General features: G+C 41.3%; 4 protein-coding genes. All 4 read right to left on the reverse strand.

Translation table 11 applies throughout. The features are described from left to right. Positions 1 to 75: 75 nt before the first annotated feature. Positions 76 to 972, reverse strand: a complete 897-nt coding sequence (locus LHW48_07165) for a thiamine pyrophosphate-dependent dehydrogenase E1 component subunit alpha (protein ID MCB5260237.1) — start codon at positions 970 to 972, stop codon at positions 76 to 78. Then, positions 965 to 1,948, reverse strand: a complete 984-nt coding sequence (locus LHW48_07170) for an alpha-ketoacid dehydrogenase subunit beta (protein MCB5260238.1) — start codon at positions 1,946 to 1,948, stop codon at positions 965 to 967. The genes LHW48_07165 and LHW48_07170 overlap by 8 nt, the downstream gene beginning before the upstream one ends. Continuing rightward, positions 1,945 to 2,166 (reverse strand): acyl carrier protein, encoded by a 222-nt coding sequence (locus LHW48_07175; protein MCB5260239.1) that lies wholly within the window; start codon positions 2,164 to 2,166, stop codon positions 1,945 to 1,947. The genes LHW48_07170 and LHW48_07175 overlap by 4 nt, the downstream gene beginning before the upstream one ends. After that, positions 2,159 to 3,095: polysaccharide deacetylase family protein (locus LHW48_07180; protein ID MCB5260240.1), on the reverse strand; the 937-nt coding region annotated here is incomplete at its 5' end. The genes LHW48_07180 and LHW48_07175, both read right to left, overlap by 8 nt.

A 3,095-nucleotide genomic window follows, 5' to 3' on the forward strand; every position in this document is an offset into this window, starting at 1 on the left:
AACCTAAAATCATTTACCACGATGCGTTTATCATTAACATCTATTTGAGGTATCTTGCATTCGTATTTGATCACACTATCTCCCTTTACCCGGATATGGGTCTTCAGACGCTCTTGTTATCGCTGCGTCTATCATGTTTTCTACTGAGATTTTAGTTGCAACTATATCAGTTGCTTCGAGCTTGCTTTCTATCCTATGTAATGGATCATTTTTTTTCCAGTACTCATCGATTTCCTTGGGCATATAAAGCCTCGCATCACTTTTGGAATGCCCGGAAAACCTGTGAGTAATAAACTCTATGAACTGCGGATGCCTAGTATTTCTAATCTTGGAAACAACTTCTGCGCATTTGTCGTAAAGATCATCAACATCAGTAGCTTTGCATTGAAGGTATGGCAATCCGAATCCCTCGATGCGTTTCTGGATAACACCTTTATTAGTGTTTTGAAAGGATGTACTCATAGCATAGTTGTTGTTTTCCAAAACAAACAAGATAGGCAAATCGAATACTGCCGACAAATTCAACGCTTCCATAACATAGCCTTCGTTCATCGCTCCATCACCAAAGATAGATACACATATCCTGTCCATGGTTTTTGCTTTTAAAGAAAATGCCAATCCTGAGGCAATGGGAACCATCCCACCGGTTATGCCATTAGTAATAAATTTCTGATATGATAGATGCTGAGATCCACCCCTTCCATAGACCATTCCGGTTTCTTTGCCCATTAACTCTGCGAAAAAAGGATAGGGATCTGGATTCAATGCCAGGAAGTGACCATGGCTTCTATGGCTACCCGTTACATAATCATTGGCACAATCTAAATGGCTTAACAACCCTACAGCAATAGCTTCCTGACCCCTTGAACCATGTGTAGTACCGCGTAATAAACCTTTGGCAAAGAGCTCTTCAATTCTTTCTTCGGTCTTCCGGATCAGAAGCATTCTGCGATACATTTCCAGTCTATCCATTCTCAAGCTCCAATATGTATTCTTTGATGTCTTCCATGCAAGGTAAAGTAGCGCTTTCGAGGGGCTCTGACGCGCCTATGGTACTGAGTTTAGCGGAATATGTCTTCAAACAGCCGCTATAGCCTCTAAGTAGTAACTCTTTGGCAACTTCACTGCTCCAATTTGCACCAGAGTATCCTTCTTCAACAATAATGATGTTCTTATAAGGCAAAGCCTTATCAACCAGTGATTGATCAATTGGATATACCAACGATGGAGAGACAAGGTGCACAGATATCTCTTCGTCCATATAGAGTGATATCTGAAGATTAATCAGATCAGCAGCCAAGCCTCCATATGTCATTATCAGGTAATTGCTAGTGGGTTCTTCAGCAATTTCCACGCTAGCGCACGGAAACTCGGACTTCGAATAGCTGATGTTGAGATCTTTGGCAGCCTCAGTTTCTTCCATCATGTAACGAGTATAATCCAGCTTGTTCTCTATAAAAACAATCGGATTGCCGCTATTTATGGCCTGCTTCAATAAATTTCCAGGATCGTTAAGAATGGAAGGAGCTACAATGCTAAGATCCGGGTAGCCCATAAATAGCTTTTCGATAGACTGAGAATGAGTCGCCCCATATCCTCTATATCCCCCCATTGGAGTTCGTAGCACAAAATGAAGATGTTTATCATACAGGCCAACGAACTTTGAGGCATGGTTAATCAACTGATCAGCACAAAGAGTAATGAAATCTCCAAACATAATCTCAACTATTACTTTTAAGCCACCGAGTGCCATCCCAATCCCCATCCCAGTAAATCCTTGCTCGGACATGGGAGTAGCTATAACCTGATTAGGATAGTCATGTGAAAGACCTTTGGATACCTTAAAAGCCCCACCATATGGCTCTTGGATGTCTTCGCCCAAAAAGTAAGTATCAGGATCGTTAAGTGCCTCTCTGAGACCCGCTTGTAATCTGGATATATAGCTCATTGCTTCTTTTGTATGTAGTTGTATAGCTCTTTCACGGTTGTTATCTCGTCAAATTCAGCCCTTGTAAGGCTAATGTCGTACTCATCGCTGAGCATACTTAAGACAGCAAAAACCATTAGGGAATCCCACTCCGGATAACTGCGAAAAACATCGGATTCGCGTACTGAACCAGTATCCTTTTCTAAGGTTGTTTCCAAATTCGCTATTAATTCATTCATTTGCTTTCTCCTTTGCAATCATTTTGTATAAATCAACCAAACGTATGCCACGATATGATTTTATCTTAAAGTAATCAAGTTCTCTTTTTAATAACTCAGCTGCGTTTTCTCCAAGATTCCTCCGTTTTAGGGCTGTTCGAAGTTTCTCCTTAAATATGTGCTCAATTGCGCCTTTTGAACGTCTGCGCCACAACCTAGGATCGGGAATCTCAGATATCAGCTCATTAGGATGAATCAAGAAAACCGGATACCGCTCGCGACAACCCGCTTCAAGATTTAGCAATCCACGAAACATACTTGTTACTAACGGCGATATCCTCAATGTTGTGCCTATATACGGATAAAGAAATGAAATAAGAGGGATCTCCAGAAGCTCTGAAGAGCCTCGCTTAGCAAGCGAGGCTTCACTGCAATAGTATGGTGATCTCGGTGCAGTAAGCCAAGATAGCTTTTCTTTAGAGCCAAACGAGAAGAAGAAATCAAAGCGTTGTGAGGCCACGCTACTATCAATCTTAAAGCCGGCTTCAACCAAAGCTCTAGGAGTATTCGCGTTCGCTCTCAATGCTGGCGCCCGAAAAGATATCACCTCCTCCCCTGTAATATCTTCCAGCATTTCTTTTGATGATTTTAAATTGCTCAATTGCTCAGCATAGCTCATCCTATCAAAGGCATCAGAATGGCCGTGAGCCGCTCCATGACTCCCAATTTCGTGACCATACTTCACAATTTCTTTCAATGAAGTATGATAAGACTTGGCATAATCAGCCGTGATAAAAAATGTGCATTTAAAGTTATACTCGGCATATAGACTTAGTAGTCTTGGCAAACCAATTTCCGCTACGAGTTTGCCTGTTTCTATGCTTTGGGTGTTGTTTACTATTGATGTTAGCTCCACATCATTTGTAAATAATACATGCTTTCTCATAACT

It is taken from the genome of Candidatus Cloacimonadota bacterium (assembly GCA_020532355.1).
In the GTDB taxonomy this organism is placed as follows: domain Bacteria; phylum Cloacimonadota; class Cloacimonadia; order Cloacimonadales; family Cloacimonadaceae; genus UBA5456.